At 70.1% G+C, this 15,460-nt stretch carries 10 protein-coding genes; 7 read left to right on the forward strand and 3 right to left on the reverse strand.

Going from position 1 to position 15,460, the window contains the following annotated elements; all coding sequences use genetic code 11:
* Nucleotides 1-3 precede the first annotated feature (3 nt).
* Nucleotides 4-1,902, forward strand: a complete 1,899-nt coding sequence (locus Q9G87_RS08510; protein WP_305915657.1) for a non-ribosomal peptide synthetase — start codon at nt 4-6, stop codon at nt 1,900-1,902.
* A 191-nt stretch (nt 1,903-2,093) separates the two neighbouring features.
* Entirely contained in the window at nt 2,094-3,077 is a 984-nt protein-coding gene (locus Q9G87_RS08515; protein WP_305915658.1) for a linear amide C-N hydrolase, read from the forward strand.
* Between the two features lie 391 nt (nt 3,078-3,468).
* Here the strand turns inward: Q9G87_RS08515 and Q9G87_RS08520 are convergent, their stop codons facing one another.
* The 3 genes from Q9G87_RS08520 to Q9G87_RS08530 all read right to left on the reverse strand — a co-directional run bounded on the left by Q9G87_RS08520 (nt 3,469) and on the right by Q9G87_RS08530 (nt 6,778).
* Nucleotides 3,469-5,304, reverse strand: a complete 1,836-nt coding sequence (locus tag Q9G87_RS08520; RefSeq protein ID WP_305915659.1) for a family 43 glycosylhydrolase — start codon at nt 5,302-5,304, stop codon at nt 3,469-3,471.
* Between the two features lie 262 nt (nt 5,305-5,566).
* A complete protein-coding gene (locus tag Q9G87_RS08525) occupies nt 5,567-6,025 on the reverse strand; it encodes a nuclear transport factor 2 family protein (RefSeq protein WP_305915660.1) in 459 nt (152 codons plus the stop codon).
* A 33-nt stretch (nt 6,026-6,058) separates the two neighbouring features.
* Nucleotides 6,059-6,778, reverse strand: coding sequence for a hemerythrin domain-containing protein (locus Q9G87_RS08530; protein ID WP_305915661.1), 720 nt, complete (start codon nt 6,776-6,778; stop codon nt 6,059-6,061).
* Between the two features lie 110 nt (nt 6,779-6,888).
* Here Q9G87_RS08530 and Q9G87_RS08535 point away from each other — a divergent pair, with 110 nt between their 5' ends.
* The 5 genes from Q9G87_RS08535 to Q9G87_RS08555 all read left to right on the forward strand — a co-directional run bounded on the left by Q9G87_RS08535 (nt 6,889) and on the right by Q9G87_RS08555 (nt 15,458).
* Nucleotides 6,889-10,371 carry an ATP-binding protein gene (locus tag Q9G87_RS08535; RefSeq protein ID WP_305915662.1) on the forward strand — a complete coding sequence of 1,161 codons (3,483 nt, stop codon included), beginning with the start codon at nt 6,889-6,891 and terminating at the stop codon, nt 10,369-10,371.
* 518 nt (nt 10,372-10,889) lie between these two features.
* A complete protein-coding gene (locus Q9G87_RS08540; RefSeq protein ID WP_305915663.1) occupies nt 10,890-12,209 on the forward strand; it encodes an ABC transporter substrate-binding protein in 1,320 nt (439 codons plus the stop codon).
* Nucleotides 12,210-12,215: 6 nt separating this feature from the next.
* Entirely contained in the window at nt 12,216-13,142 is a 927-nt protein-coding gene (locus tag Q9G87_RS08545; RefSeq protein ID WP_305915664.1) for a carbohydrate ABC transporter permease, read from the forward strand.
* Nucleotides 13,139-13,972, forward strand: coding sequence for a carbohydrate ABC transporter permease (locus Q9G87_RS08550; RefSeq protein WP_305915665.1), 834 nt, complete (start codon nt 13,139-13,141; stop codon nt 13,970-13,972). The genes Q9G87_RS08545 and Q9G87_RS08550 overlap by 4 nt, the downstream gene beginning before the upstream one ends.
* Nucleotides 13,973-13,985: 13 nt before the next feature.
* Complete coding sequence (locus tag Q9G87_RS08555) at nt 13,986-15,458, forward strand: alpha-N-arabinofuranosidase (protein WP_305915666.1); 1,473 nt, start codon at nt 13,986-13,988, stop codon at nt 15,456-15,458.
* The last annotated feature ends 2 nt before the right edge of the window (nt 15,459-15,460 follow it).

Here is a 15,460-nt window from a genome sequence, read left to right on the forward strand (position 1 = left end):
CAGGTGCTCGGCGAGTCGATCGCAGCCCGCTTCTGGGCCGTGGTGGCGGAGCATCCAGGGCGCACGGCTGTGCTCGGCGACGACGGCGCGCTCACCTACGCCGAACTGGCGGAGGAGGTGCGCGCCGTCGCGGCGGCCGTGCAGGGGGTCACGCGCGTCGGGCTGCTACTCGGCCACGGTCCCCGCATGCTGGCCGGCATCCTCGGCACGCTCACCGCCGGCGCGACCTACGTCCCGCTCGACCCCGGCTACCCGCATGTACGGCTGGCACGCATGGCCGAGCTGGCCGAACCCGACCTGCTACTCGCCCTGCCCGAGCACAAGGATCTGCTCCCAGGAGCCGGCGACATCGTGGACGTCACGTCCCTGCCTCCGGCCCCCGAATTCCAGCCGGTCACCGTGGACCCGGATTCGCCGGCGTACATCCTGTTCACCTCGGGGTCGACGGGCCGGCCGAAGGGCGTGGTGCAGACGCATCGGGGGGTGATGTTCCAGATCAGGACGCACACCGCCAACCTGCGCATCCAGCCGTCCGACCGGCTCAGCGTGGTCTCCTCCTTCAGCTACGACATGGCGGTGACCGACAGCTTCTCCGCCCTGCTCAACGGGGCCGCGGTCGTGCCAGTCGACCTCCGCGAGCACGGGCTGGCCCACCTGGCCGAGGTGCTCTCGGAGCGGGGTGTCACCATCTACCACTCCACCCCGACCGTCTACCGATACCTGCTCGACTCGCTGTCGCCGCAGGACGTCCTGGCCGACGTGCGGGTCGTCCTGCTCGGCGGTGAGGAGGTCGTCCACGACGACCTCGACCGCTTCCGCAGGCACTTCGCCGAGGACTGCGTGTTCGTCAACGGGTACGGCGCCACCGAGATCTCCTTCGCGGTGCAGAACCACCTGACGTCGGCGGACCTGGCGGCAGGCAGGGGCACCGGAGCCGCGGTGGTGCCCATCGGCCTCCCCCTTGACGGGACAGAGATCGTCCTGGACGGCAGTTACGCGGAACCCTCGCAGGTCCCGGGAGACTCGAAGGATTCTTCGCGAGGTCTTTCGAGGGGCTTGGAGGGCCCCGAGGAGGGTGAGATCGTCATCCGAAGCGCCTTCCTCGCGAGCTACCTGGGCGCTTCGGAACGAGACCAGGCCAGGTTCGGCCGCGACCCGGACGGCACCCGCTACTACCGCACAGGCGACCTGGGCCGCAGACTCCCCGACGGTCGTATCGCCTACCTCGGCCGGCTCGACAGGCAGCTGAAAATCCGTGGCCACCGCGTCGAGCTGGGCGAGGTAGAGGCGGCTCTCGCCGAACTGCCCGGGGTCTCCAGGTCCGCCGTGACGACCCGCGAGATCCACGGCGAGCGGCGGATCATGGCCTACGTTCTCGGCGACGCGATCGACACGACCGCGCTGCGCCGCGGCCTCGAGCTGGTGCTTCCTGATTTCATGCTGCCGTCGGCCTTCGTGGAGGTGGACTCGCTCCCCCTGACACCCACCGGCAAGGTGGACACCGACGCGCTCCCCGCCCCGCCCGGCCACCAGACCCCGGCCGAGGGCCCGCGGCTCACGGGCCCGATCGCCCCGCTGGCCGAGCACGTCACCGCAGCCTGGCAAGCCGCCCTCGGAGTGCCGGCGCTCGACTGGGACCAGAGCTTCTTCGACGCCGGCGGCCACTCACTCCTCATGGCCAAGATCCAGCACCACCTCGAACAGTCCCTGGGCAGGCGTATCCCGCTCACCACGCTCTACGCCCACCCCACGATCCGTTCCCTGGCCCAATGGCTCGCCGACGAAGCAGCAGCAGTGGGGGTGGAGGGCGTAGAGCGGGCAGACACGGCCACGCGCCGGCCACACACTCCCGCCGACCGAGCGGCACTCCGCCGCAAGCGCCGTGGCACTCGCGACTCGTGAGAACGCGGACACGGTCCGACCCGGCGGCCCGCAAGACCGCCACGAGAGAGTCGGTGCACCGCCTGAATGCGGTGGAGGCGGATCAGCGTGCCGCGCCACCGCGAACTCCAGAACTTTCCGACCTCGCCCAAGCACGGGTGAGGCCTTGATCGACGGGTGACACGGCGGATGCCGGAAGGGACAATACAAAAATGCGGACCCCTGCCGTGGCGATTTTATCGGCCCTGCTCCTGGCGGCGACGGTCGCGTGCGCGCCCGCAGCGGCGCCGCCGACGCCCTCCTCAGCAGCCCCCCGAGGGGTACTCAGGCAGACGGAGGACCAGATCGCCCGTACGGCGGCCAGCATGCGCCGGCTGGACGATCTGCCGCTCTACGAAATGACCTTCCACGGCGGCTATGACGCCGAGGCACAGCTCACCGAGGAGGAGCTGGCCAGGAAAGGGGACGGCTGGGCATGCTCGCTGTTCCACCGCCCCGGCGAATTCGGCAGGAACTTCGACTGGCAGCCCAACCCGGCCATGGTCGTCCACACCCGCCCGCCGGACGGCTACGCCTCGCTCTCCCTGGCCGACGTCTCCTACCTGTTCCCGCCGGGGGCCCAGCCGGACCTGAACGCCGCCCAGGACCGGCGGCGGCTGGCGCACGCGGTGATGGCCCCGTTCGACGGCATGAACGAGAAGGGGCTCGTCGTCGGCCTGGCCCAGGCGCCCGACGCGCAACTGCCCGCGCCCACCCCGGGACGCATCACCGTGAGCGGGGTGCGGATCATCCGGCTCATGCTCGACCGGGCCGCGACCGTGCCCGAGGCGATCGAGCTGATGGGTCGCTACAATCTGGACTTCACCGGCGGCCCGCAACTCCACTACCTGATCGCGGACCGGGCGGGCAGGTCCTCGGTCGTCGAGTTCGGCAACGGGCGCATGAACGTCATCGACGACCGCTACCTCACCAACATCACGATGAGTGGCGCCGACCGGGCCGCCAAGCTGGCTGACCGCCGCTACCGGCTCCTCGCCGAAGGCGGCGACACGGACGCGATGGAGCTGCTCAGGAGGGTCGCTCAGCACCACACCCGGTGGTCGATCGTCTACGACCTGGATGACGCGACCGCCAAGATCGTCACAGCGCAGCAGTGGGAACGCGTGCACGACTTACGTCTCTCCGCGGGCGGTTAGATCGGCTCAGCACATGCCGCATGCGACCAGAGGCCAGGCGTGTCTCCTGGAGCGAGGTCCCCGGCGACCGGAGTCTTGATCATGTTGTGCACAGGCTGGTGCATGCGTGCCACTTGGTGGCAATTCGTGCCGTCTGCGCACGCTTTGCGTGTCCGGCAGTGCCGAGCCATGACGGGGCGTGTCGGGGCGCTGGAGCACGCACGGAGCACAGCCGACACCTAATTGATCATTGCATCATCGTTCCACTGAATGCTTGGAGGAGCGTTTATGCCCCGTTCAGGCCCGGAACAAGTAGTCCGAACCCTTTCCGACGACTCAGACCCTCCCCACAGCTGTACTACGGGCCAGGACATGTGCCGGGGCTCAAGCAGCGCCGCGCGCCGTGGCACGGTCAGTGGGGTGTCATCAGGAGCACCTCTTGGGTGGTGCCACCGTCGCGAGCGACCAGGCGATACGTGCCGACGTCCGTGACCTCGATGCACCAGGCGGAGCCGCGCCCGCCGAGGGGATGGCCCGTGCGCGAGTCGACGATCAGGTAGTAGCCCTCGTCGATGTGCACGAAGCGCCAGGTGTCCCCCAGCCTCTTTCGGTTGGCCGGGTCGGTGATCAGGAGGTCGCCGACCGGCTGGAGGCGGAACTGCTGGCAGGCTTCCCCGCGCCAGGTGAAGGTCTGGACGGCTCCGTCCGGTCGGTCGCAGGCGTCGAGCACGCGCCCGGCCAGCTTGTTCTCGATGCGGGACCAACCGTGGTCGGTGGGCAGGAACCGGAACTTCTGGCAGTCGTTGTCGAGCCAGCCCCACTGCGCCACGCGGGCACCGTCCGCGTTGGCGCAGGCAGCGACCTCGGCGACCTTGTTGCTGTGCCGGTTGAGGATGCTCGACCAGCCGCCGCCCCGATATTCCAGGCGCCACTGCCGGCACGCGTCTCCCGTCTCTGGGGCTGTCAGCCGGATATCCGCACCCTCGTAGCCGCACGTGGGGTTGTCGACCGAATCTGCACCGTCGCGGCTCACCAGCGTCACGTACGCGGGGCCGCGCCCGTGGCCGCGGTTGCCGCTGAGCGGGTCGCCGAGGCGCGGCCAGCCGCCCTCCCAGGAGATCGGCCGGACCGAGCCCTTGGGCAGCGCGCCGTCGTCAGCGTCGTAGTAGTGGTGGACGTACAGGTCTGGTCCTTTGTCAGGGCGCAGCAGGACGTCCCCGCCCCCGGTGCCCTGGAAGCCGTTGTAGCCGCGCAGCAGTTCGGTACCACCGCCTTGCAGGAGCGGCACGCCGTCGCGGTCGACGTACGGTCCGTGGAGGCTGGTCGATCGGCCGACGACGACGCGGTAGTCGGAGTTGACGCCACGGCAGCAGAAGTCGAAGCTGGCGAAGAGGTACCAGTACCTTCCCTTGCGGACGATCGACGGGCCCTCGACCGCCGCGCCACCCCGGGAGGCGAGCGAGTACAGCGTCGTGTCCTCCGTCGACAGCAGGCCCGTCGACGCGTCGAGGCGGCGCATCTTGATGCCGTCCCAGAACGAGCCGAACGACAACCACGGCACCCCGTCCTCGTTGAAGGTGACGTCGGCGTCGATCGCGTTGAAGTTGTCGGACGTGCGCGAGCGCAGCACCATGCCGCGATCCACCCAGCGGTAGTCCGGACTGTCGGGGTCGAGGGTGGCGTTGGTGGCCAGACCGATGACGGAGTTGTTCGTTCCGAACGAGGAGGCGGCGTAATAGAGGTGGTACTCGCCGTCGAAGTAGGTGATGTCCGGTGCCCAGAAGTCGCCCGGCGTGACGCCGAGCTCGTCCACCACCCACTCCGGCGGTGTGGTGAAGACCGTTCCGAGGAACGTCCAGTGCACCAGGTCGGTGGAGCGGCGGATAGGCAGATAGGTGCGGGTCTCGATGTCGCCGGTGATGATCTCGTAGTAGTACCGGCCCTGTCTGATGAGGGTCGGGTCGTGGGCGATCGGGTCCGGAGAGGGCTGCGCCGGCGGCCCAGCCTCTGCCACCGTGGCAGCCGGGACCGCCGGCACCGTCGGCACCGTCGGGGCCGCGCCGAGCAGCACCCCGAGCAGCAGCGCGGCCACAGGGCCCAGGACGCGGGGGCGGCGGCTCATCGCCGGTTTCCCGCAGCCTGCGGCCGGGTCGCGTGCGCCGCTCTCGGCGTCGTAGGCAACGGCGGCGTCGCCAGGAACCTCACCGTGCCGGGCGGTGCCGTACGCAGCTGGTTCATAGAACCCCACTCAACGTTATCGTTGACGTTCCGTCGCCAGGTTGGGAGTAGCGCCTAACTCGGACCAGAATGGTGGCAAGTGTTAGCGCAAACAGGACGACCGTCAAGACCGAGATGGGATCCTGCGGGTCACGCGGACGTCCCGGCACCCTGTGGGCGCGTGCTGTCTATGCCCGCACTTCTGCTACGCCGCGACGTCTCCGGTCGGCCACCCGGTCCGGGTGCCCGGCTTGCGCTGGACGCCCTCGCCGGTCATGAATTCGCCTATGCGATCAGGACGCGAACCCGAGCTTGCGCAGCAGGTCCTGGTGTGCGAGCTGTCCGTAGTATTCGAGCATTTCTGCGATCCGGCCCTCCCGGAAGGTCACCCTCATGATGAGCCGGTTCTCGTAGGTGTAGCCGTCGGCAAGTTCGGCGACCATACGCTCCTCCACGATGACCACGTCGGGGTCGTCCGTCTGGTGGAACAGGACGTCGTGCACGGCGATGCTGCGCGCCCCGGCGACCAGGCCGGTGAACGCGGCGTGCAGCGCCTCACGCCCGGAGATCACCGCGGGCAGGCCCGCGACCGGCAGGGCAGCCTCGTAGGTGGCGTCGTCGCACCAGAAGGTGACGAACTCGTCGATCCGGCCGGCGTACAGCAGCTTGCTGGAGCGGTTCCACACGTCCTCGTTCCGCGCTCGGGCGGCGGCGAGGTCGGCGGCAGTGATGGAGATGGTGTTCGACGTCATGATGTACTCCTTTTGGTAGTGAATGGTGCTGGTTCAGGCGACGGCGCCGATGCCGCGCGGGGGTGTGGGGGTGCCGTGGACGCGGCGGGCGTAGCGCCGGAACGAGCGGCGGCCGAGCAACGGCAGCAGCCGGCGCAGCGGCGCGGGAAGCTTGCCCATTTCGATCCCGATCACCTCGGGATCCCCCTCGTAGAGCATCATCCCGAAGCCCAGGAACATGAGCCGCTGGGGAATCGAGGACATGCCCCGGGCGGTGAACTCCTCCCACTCCTCGGCCGTGATGTGCCGGGCCATGATGGGCAGCAGATGGGTCTCCTCGGCGTGCAGATGCTCGAACAGCGCCGCGCACATGCTGGACAGGATCCCGGCCAGCGCTTCGCCGTCCGAAGCCGACGCGGTCCGGCGCCAGGTGCCGAGCGCCTCGTGCGCCTGCTCCAAGAGCGCCGCCACCTGCTCGTGCTGGCTCTGCATCACGTGCACCAGCGGGGCGAGCTCACCGGGGACCCGGGCGAGCAACACATCCCACAGCAGATCGTCCTCAACGCTGTGGTGGTGGTGCAGCAGCGACAGAAACAGGGTCACGTGGGCTGCCACGATCGAGGTCCGGCGGTGGTCTCCCCCGGCGACGGCGCGTACCGCCGCCGGGGACAGGCCCAGTTCACGGCGGAAACTGGAGTGCGCGACCTGCATCATGCGCACGTCGGTCAGCCCCGGCCCGTGGAGCCGCGGCCCTTCGGTGGTCTGGTGTTCCATGCTGTTTCCTCTCTGATGAGGACAGCCTGCGGCCACCCGCTTGGAAGGCATCCCGTTTTGGCTTGGACGCCACCTCCCGGCGAGCGGGGGCGTGCCGTAGCGTGACCGACGTGCGCTATCAGGTGTTGGGTCCGGTCGAGGTGCTCGATGCCGACGGGGACCCGGTCCAGCTCGGCGGCCAGAAGCAGCGGGCGCTGCTCGGTCTGCTGCTGGCCGCCCGCGGCCGGGTCGTCTCGGTCGGCCGCCTGATCGACGAGCTGTGGGCCGACGAGGCCCCGCCGAAGGCGCTGACCTCGGTACAGTCCTATGTCGCGAACCTCAGGCGGGCACTGGAACCCGACCGTCCAGCCCGCGCCCCCGCCCAGGTCCTCATCACGCGTCCGCCCGGCTACGCCCTCGCGACCGGCTCGCTCGACTCCATCGAGTTCGAGACGCTGGCGGGCGCGGCGCACGAATCCCTCGCGACCGACGCCGCGCATGCCCGGGAGCTCCTGCGCACCGCCGCCGGGCTCTGGCGCGGTGAGCCGTACGCCGACGTGGCCGTGGCGTCGCCCGGCCTGGCCGCCGAGGCCGCCAGGCTCAGCGAGCTCAGGCTGCTGGCCACGGAGGATCGGTTCCGCGCCGAGCTCGCGCTCGGCGTCCACGCCCGGCTGGTGGGAGAGATCGAGCAACTGGTGGCCGCACAGCCGCTCCGTGAAGCGGCCTGGGGGCTGCTCGCGGTTGCCCTGTACCGGTCCCAGCGCCAAGGGGAGGCGCTCGACGCGCTACGGCGGGCGAGACGGCTCCTCGCCGAGGAGCTCGGCGTGGACCCAGGTCCGGAGCTGAGACGGCTCGAGGAGGCGGTGCTACGCCACGAACCGTCGCTGGAGGCCAGACCCGCTCCCGTCACGCCACCGGCATACGGCACATCGGCCGACGCCAGGCCACGCGCCGACGCGGCCAGGCTGGTCGGCCGGGAGGAGTGGCAGGCACGCCTCACCGGCTATCTCGTCGACGCGAGCGCCGGTCGCGGCACCGTGGTGCTGCTGACTGGGGAACCAGGCATCGGCAAGACCGGTCTGGCCCGCGCCCTCACCGCGACCGCCACCGCGATGGGCTTACATACCGGATGGGGACGATGCGAGGAAGCCGTGGGGGCTCCCGCCCTGTGGCCGTGGTCGCAAGCCCTGGGCCCGCTCCTGCGCGCCGCCGGGCCGGCGGCCCGGCTACCGGCCCTGGCGGCCCTGCTGCCCGGCTCCGACGACGATCCGGCTGCCACCATGACGGCGACGGGCGTCGAGATGGCGGCCTTCCGGCTGGCCGAGGCCGCGGCCGCGCTGCTGCGTGACGCGGGACCGACCCTGCTGGTGCTCGACGACTTGCACTGGGCGGACGGGGACACGCTGAACCTGGCCCGCCGGCTCGGCGCGATGCTCGCCGACCTGCCGGTCGTGCTGCTCCTGACCAGCCGCGACGCCCAGGCCGACCACACGCGGGAGCTGGCCGAGACACTGGCCGAGCTCACCCGCGCCGGCCTCGTCCGGGCCGGTCTGCGCGGGCTGGACCAGGCGGGGGTACGGGCCTATGTCCGGCTCCGGCACGGCGTGGAAATCGCGGACGAAGTCTCCGCGGCGTTGGGGGAACGCACGAACGGCAATCCCTTCTTTCTCGGGGAGCTTGTGCGGCTGCTTGCGGACGAACGCCTCCTCACCACACCGGGCGCCGTGCGTGCGCTGAAGGTGCCTGACGGGGTGCAGGACGTCGTGCGGCGGCGGATCTCCCGGCTGCCCGACGACGCGGACACCCTGCTGGCGACGGCCGCGGCGTGGGGACCGACGTTCGATGTCGATCTCGTCGAGGCGGCCTCGGGGCTGACCGCGGACGCCGCGATGAACGCCACCGAAGCCGCCCTGCTGGCGGGCTTGATCGTGGCGGACGGTACGCGCCACCGGTTCACGCATGGCCTGGTCCGGGAGGCCGTCTACGTGCGGCTGCCGCCGGGTGAGCGCCGCCGGCTGCACGCGGCGATCGCCAAGGTGATCGAGGAGCGGTCCGGCGCGGCGGGCGAGACGCGCTCCGCCGAGCTCGCCCACCACCACGGCCTGGCCGGGGCCGGGCACGCCCGCGCCGCCTGGACTCACGCGTTGCGGGCGTCGGCGCTCGCGGCGCGGCAGCCCGCTCCCGCGGAGGCCGCCCGCCTGCAGGAGGCCGCGTTGACCGCGCTGACCCGAGACCCCACCGCCACTGCCACCGACCGGTACGACATGCTCATCGGCCTCGCGCTGGCCCGCAGGCGCGCGGGCTACGATCGGCAGGCGTGGGAGGCCACGCGCGAGGCGGCCGAGGTGGCCCTCGCGGGCGGGGACGTCGTCGCGGCAGCGCGGGCCGCGGTCGCGACCACCGCCGACGCCGTCTGGAGCTGGCGCGAGTACCGGGTGGTGGACGTCTCGGGCGTTACGCTGTTCGAGCGGCTGGTCCGGGAGCTTCCCCCGGGACACCAGGCGCTACGGGCACGGCTACTCGCCGCTCTCGCGGCGGAGCTCTACTACGGTACGGACACCACCGGCCGCGTCGTGGCCCTGTCCACCGAGGCCGAATCCCTGGCTCGGGCCCACGGCAGCCGGGCCGACCTGGCTCGCGTGCTCGAACTCCGCCATGTCGCCTACGAGCGGCCCCAGCTGCTGGCCGAACGGCTGTCCGCTGCGCGCGAGCTCGCCGACCTGGCCGGCCTGCCCGACTCCGCAGACGATCCGGCCGCCCTCGCCCGCGCGCTGGTGTTCCGCGGGCGAGACCAGATCGAGCAGGGTGACATCGCCGCGGGACTGCACGACTACCGGCGTGCTCGGGAGCTGGCACAGACGTACGCGCTCGCCCCGGCGCTGGTCGCGCTCGACTGGGCCGGAGCGGTGGCCGACATCGCCCGCGGCCGGTTCGCCGAGGCTGAACGGGCGATCGCGAAGGCTCACGAGTTCCACGCGGGCACCACCGTCGCCGGCGCCGCCGAGGTCCCGATCGCCCTGACGGCGACGCTGAACCTGGCCCGAGGCACATTGCCGGCGATCGAGCCGCTGCTGGCCGAGTCCGCCGCCGCCACCGGTCTCGCCCTGCTGCACGAGTGGCACGCGCTGGCACTCCTGCGTTCGGGCCGGGCCGATCAGGCGCGGTCCGCGCTCGGCGCGTGGCGGCAGCAGCCGGAGGTGCCGATGGACTACCTATGGCTGACCCACCAGGCGATCCGCGCGGAGCTCTGGTCCGAGCTGGGTCCGGCGGACGCCGCGTACGACCTGCTCACGCACCTGGTGCCCTACGCGGACCGGATCGTGATCGGCGGCACGGGGATCACGTTCGCCGGATTCGCCGGACACCACATCGGCCTGCTGGCCAGGGCATACGGCGACCTGGACGGCGCGGCCGACCATCTCGGAGCGGCGCTGCGGCGCAATGAGGAGGCCGGACTGCGTCCCTTCGCCGCGGCGAGCGCCCGCGAGCTGGCCACCACCCTCAGGCGCCGCGACCGGCCCGGCGACCATGAGCAGGCGGCCATCCTGACGATCCGCGCGTCCGCGCTGACCGACCCCTGTGGATCAACCCACCAACCCCACAAGCGCTCATAGCATCCCAGCGGCAAGATCCCGCCCGGCAAGGCGACGCACTCGATCGGGGCGATCGGATGGGGCCTATGTGACGCCCATGCATCGTCTCTCCGGTCAGCGCACCCTGCCTTGGCGGGGGTGCGAACGTAAGTTCGACTCTGGCACGCGAGCACGTCGGCGCGGGAGCCCTCGACCAGCAGCTCCAGCAGCGGCCAGCCCGATCCGGTGGGCATAGCGCTGCGCCCGTCGCTCGCCCGTCACGCCGCCCTCGCCACGGCTAGGTGGGCTCTGGTCTGAGCAACCCTGCGCCGGTAGACAGCGGCCAGCCAGCGGATCAATGGCAACGATAACATTCGCAGTTCTATCCCGTGTACAAGGGGAAATCAATCCTTGACGCATCAGAATGGCATCGTTAACAATCGGAGGCACTCGGCCGTCCCCACATCTTCGGCATCATCCGGACCCAAGGAGAGACCATGGTCCGCTCGCACCATTTGGTAGCGCTAACATCGCCTACTCGCCGCGACGTCCTCCGAGGCATGGGAGGGCTGGCCGCGGCCGGCACGCTGGCCGCCTGCGGCGTGCCCGTGGAGTCAGAAAAGCCCGCCGTGCTCGGATCCTCGGCCGCCCCGTCGGCCGCGCAGGCCAGCGGCGAGGTCACCCTGTGGATGCGCGACGACGACCTGCTGAAGGTCTTCCGAACCGTGGTCCCGGCCTTCAACGCCGAATACCCCAACGTCAAGGTGAATCTCAAGGGCGTGGACATCGCCACCAAGCTCCCTCCGGCCCTGGTCAGCGGCGTCGGCCTGCCGGACGGGTCGTTCTGGGAGGACGACCAGATCGGCCAGCACGCCGACCGTCTGTACGACCTGACCGCGCTGATGAGCAAGTACCGCGCCGACACCGTCCAGTTCAAGCTCGACGTCCTCACCCATAACGGCCGGCTCGTCGGCGTCCCCTGGGACACCGACCCGGGACTGCTCTACTACAACGACGAGATCGTCAAAAGCGCCGGCGTCGACCCTGCCTCTCTGACCGACTACGACGCGCTACTGGGCGCCGCCCGCGCGATCAAGGCCAAGAACCCCAAGGCGAAGCCGATCCCGCTGGAGCAGGACAACACCCTGGGCATGATGTGGTACACGATGTTCCTGAACCAGCAGCAGGGACACGGCCTGGTGGACCCCTCCGGCAACCTGACGCTGGAGGGCGAGCCCTCCCGCCGGGCGCTGACCTGGATCAAGACCGTCGTGGACGAAGGGCTGGGCGCTCGCCAGAAGTTCGCCAGCACCGCCCAGATCACCATGCTCGACGAGGGGATCATCTCGCTGGTCCCGTGGGCGCAGTGGTTCATCTTCATCCCGCAGTCGGGCCTGAAGAAGACGACCGGCCAGTGGCGCATGACCAACCTGCCCGCCTGGTCCACCGGCGGCTCCCGCAGCGGGCTGATGGGCGGCAGTTCCTTTGTCATCCCGGCCAAGGCGAAGAGCCCCGAGCTGGCCTGGCTGTTCTACGAGTTCGCCGTCTACCGGCCCGAGGGGTACCGGACGGTGTTCTCCAAGAACTCGGTCTACCCGACCGGGCTCAACACGGTGGTTCCCTCGGTCAGGTCGGCGCTCGACCCGGCCAAACCCCTGGTGGACAAGCTGCCGCAGCTCGGCGGCGTGGACAACTGGGCGATCAGTACCAAGGCGGCGCTGGAGATCCCGCCCGGCTACACGGCTCCCACCTGGTACGGCCAGGCGGCCAAGTACCTGGGCGCCAACATCCAGCGCCTGATGGACGGCAAGATGTCGGTCGACGAGGTGATCGCCAAGTCCACGGCCGACATCAAGAAGAACCTGATCGACAGGAACTGACCGGCCGTGTCGATACTGGCGAACCGGGTGGTGGCCCGGCACGCGTCCGCCGCCCGCACGCCCCAGGGCCGGCGCGGGCCACGTACGGGGTGGCGAGGGCTGCTGCTGGTCTCCCCGTTCCTCGTGTTCTTCGCGGCCTTCACCGCCTACCCGCTCTACTACGCCTTCCAGCTCAGCTTCCTCGACTGGCACGGCGGCGCGACGTATCGGTGGGCCGGCCTGGGCAACTACTCCTACCTGCTGACCAATCCCGACTTCTGGGCGGCGCTGGGCAACACGGTCGTCATCTGGCTGCTGATCGTGCCGTTGCAGACAGTCGGCGCCATCGCCGCGGCGGGCGCGCTTTCCCGGGCCGGGCTCCGGTTCAAGGGGCTGCTGCGGACGGCGGTGATCATCCCGTACGTGACGCCGCTCGCGGCCATGGCCCAGGCCTTCATCCTGATCTTCGACCGGGACTACGGAGTGGCCAACTACCTGCTCGGGCTGGCCGGACTGCCGTCCGTGGAGTGGCTGACCTCGACCGAGTGGTCCAAGGTGACGATCGCCCTGCTGGTGCTGTGGAAATCCAGCGGGTTCGCGCTCATCGTCATGCTGGCCGCCATCCAGAGCATCCCCGGCGAGGTCTACGAGGCGGCCGCGCTGGACGGGGCGGGGCCGTTCACCACCTTCTGGAGGATCACCGTGCCGCTGATGCGTCACGCCATCGCGTTCTTCATGGTCATCTCCACGCTGGGAATCTCGCAGATGTTCCTGGAGCCGTACGTGCTGACGGACGGAGGCCCGTACAACAGCAGCACCACCAGCGGCCTGTACCTGTTCCAGCACATCGGCGCCTCCGACCTCGGCACCGGGGCGGCCAATACGTTCCTGCTGGTCGTCATGGTGCTGGCACTGTCGGTCGCGGCGGTGCGCGTGTTCCGGGAGTCGAAGTGAGCCTGGTACGCCGCGGCGGTGGATACGTGCTGCTGGCCGCGGCCGTCGTGGTCTTCCTCTATCCGATCTGGTGGATGGTCGTCTCGGCGTTCAAGCCGGGGGCGAGCATCCTGAACGACCCGCTGGGGGCGGGGCCGTTCACGCTGAACAACTTCAAGGCGATGTTCGAGGTGGTGCCGATCGGCCAGGCGCTGGGCAACACGGCCCTGGTCGTGATCGCCAAGAGCGCTCTGACCCTGGTGTTCTGCCCGCTGGCCGGGTACGGCTTCGCCAAGTACCGCTTCCGGTTCAAGGAGTTGTTGTTCGGGCTGGTGCTGCTCACGCTGATGCTGCCCACCCTGGCCCTGGTCATCCCGCTGCTGCTGGAGATGAAGCAGCTCGGCTGGGTCAACACGTACCAGGCACTGATCCTGCCCGGCGCGGTGGACGCCTTCAGCGTGTTCTACATGCGCCAGGTCATCAGCCAGGTGCCCGACGAGATGCTGGACGCCGCGGCCATCGACGGGGCGTCGGTGCTGCGCACGTTCTGGTCGGTCGTGGTGCCCGTGATCCGGCCGGGGCTCGCGGCGCTGGCCGTGCTCACCTTCTTCAACGTCTACAACGACCTGGTCTGGCCGATCGTGGCGGTCAACGACGAGAACCGGCAGACCGTCTCGGTGCTGCTGGCCAACCTCGCCACCAACGTCACCGGCGCCCAGACCGCCAGCGGTTTCGACCTGTGGGGCCAGCTCATGGCCGCCTGCACGATCGCCACCGTTCCCACCGTCATCGTCTTCCTGCTGGTGCAGCGCCACTTCATCAAGGGCCTGCTGGCAGGCAGCAGCAAATAGTCAGGAGTCGTCATTGCTCACCGCTGACATCACGCTCAGCACCTCCTTCCACCGCGGCCCCGTGGACCGCCGGCTGTTCGGGACGTTCGTCGAGCACATGGGCAGATGCGTGTACACCGGCATCTACGAGCCCGGCCATCCCACAGCGGACGAGTACGGTTTCCGCGGCGACGTGGCCGACATGGTCCGCGAGCTGGGCGTCACGCTGGTGCGCTACCCGGGCGGCAACTTCGTCTCCGGCTACCGCTGGGAGGACGGCATCGGCCCGCGCGAGGCGCGGCCCCGGACTCTCGACCTGGCCTGGCGGGGGATCGAGCCGAACGAGGTCGGCACCGACGAGTTCCTCGGCTGGGCGGCACGCGGCGGGCTGACCCCGATGATGGCGGTGAACCTGGGCACTCGCGGCATCCAGGCGGCCGCCGACCTGGTCGAGTACTGCAACGTCCGCGAGGGGACCCGCTGGGCCGACCTGCGCCGGTCCAACGGCACCGCCGATCCGTACAAGGTCCCCCTGTGGTGCCTCGGCAATGAGATGGACGGGCCCTGGCAGATCGGGCACACCAGCGCCCGCGAGTACGGCGCGCTGGCCCGCGAGGCAGGCAAGGCGATGAAGCTCGTCGATCCCGGCATCGAGCTGGTGGTCTGCGGCAGCAGCAACCGGGAGATGCCGACTTTCGGCTACTGGGAGGCGGAGGTCCTGGAGCAGGCCTACGACGTGGCCGACTATGTGTCCCTGCACGCCTACTACCTCAACGACGGGGAGCGGGCGGGGTACCTTGGCTCGGGCGCGGCTCTGGAGGCGTTCATCGGCGACGTGATCGCCACCGCCGACGCGGTCGGGGCGCGGCTGGGCCACAAGAAGCGCATCAGCCTGTCCTGCGACGAGTGGAACGTCTGGACCCGCGACCCCTCCGTGGACCTCACCGCTCGCGAGCCGGACGTGGCCATGCCGCTCACCGAGCACGAGTACACCCCGCTGGACGCGGTGGTGACGGGCGACCTGCTGGTCGCGCTGCTCAACCACGCCGACCGGGTCCGCGTCGGCTGCCAGTCGCTGCTGGTCAACGTGAGCGCACCGATCCTCACCCAGCCGGGCGGTCCGGCTCGCAAGCAGACGATCTTCTACCCGTTCGCGCTCGCCGCGCACATGGCCCGCGGCCAGAGCCTCCACACGGTGGTCGCCGGGCCGGAGGTCGCCACTGTGCGGCACGGTGACGTCCCCGCCGTCGCCGCCGCCGCGACCCATGACGAGGACGCCGGGGAGGTGGCCCTGTTCGTCACCAACCGGAGCGCGGAGCCGGTGCGGGTGAGGCTGAGCCATGAGGGCCCAGGAACTCTGAAGGTCCAGGACGCCTGGATGCTGACCGCGACCGGCTCCGGCCTCCCTCTGCCCTTCACCCAGTACGCGCCCGCCGACGACGGCACCACCATCCTGCACCTGCCCGCCGAGTCCTGGACAGCACTGACGGCCCAGCGAAAGGACTGATC

The sequence above is a fragment of the Nonomuraea turcica genome (assembly GCF_030718205.1).
Taxonomy (GTDB): domain Bacteria; phylum Actinomycetota; class Actinomycetes; order Streptosporangiales; family Streptosporangiaceae; genus Nonomuraea.